The organism is Vibrio marinisediminis (assembly GCF_014050145.1).
Lineage (GTDB): Bacteria > Pseudomonadota > Gammaproteobacteria > Enterobacterales > Vibrionaceae > Vibrio > Vibrio marinisediminis.
Genome location: NZ_JACFYF010000117.1, coordinates 1 through 321, shown reverse-complemented (window position 1 = coordinate 321; position 321 = coordinate 1). Strand labels below are relative to the sequence as shown.

At 59.5% G+C, this 321-nt stretch carries 1 protein-coding gene; it reads left to right on the top strand.

Annotation, left to right across the window (positions count from 1 at the left end):
- Positions 1-95 precede the first annotated feature (95 nt).
- Positions 96-321 (top strand): GntR family transcriptional regulator (locus tag H2O73_RS23610; protein WP_182110750.1); only part of this gene is annotated, 226 nt, incomplete at its 3' end.

Genomic DNA, 321 nt, shown 5'->3' with positions numbered 1-321 from the left:
CATCGACGGTCAAAACATCGATTTTTCTCGATTTCGGAGCATATATCGTTTTATTGTCAGGCCACACGCAAATTCGGCGGTTCCAAGGAGCGCGCATGACCATTCAAGGTTTCGACACGCGACCCGGCGAGGGGTCGGCGACACAGCGTGCCTATCAAATGCTGCGCCACATGATCGTCACCGGCGTCTTGCGGCCTGGCGAAAAGCTCAAGATCGACGCCTTGCGGCGCAAGTTGGACACCGGGGCGTCGCCGATCCGGGAGGCGCTGAGCCTGCTGACCTCGGACAACCTGGTGGAGCGGATCGACCAGCGTGGGTTTC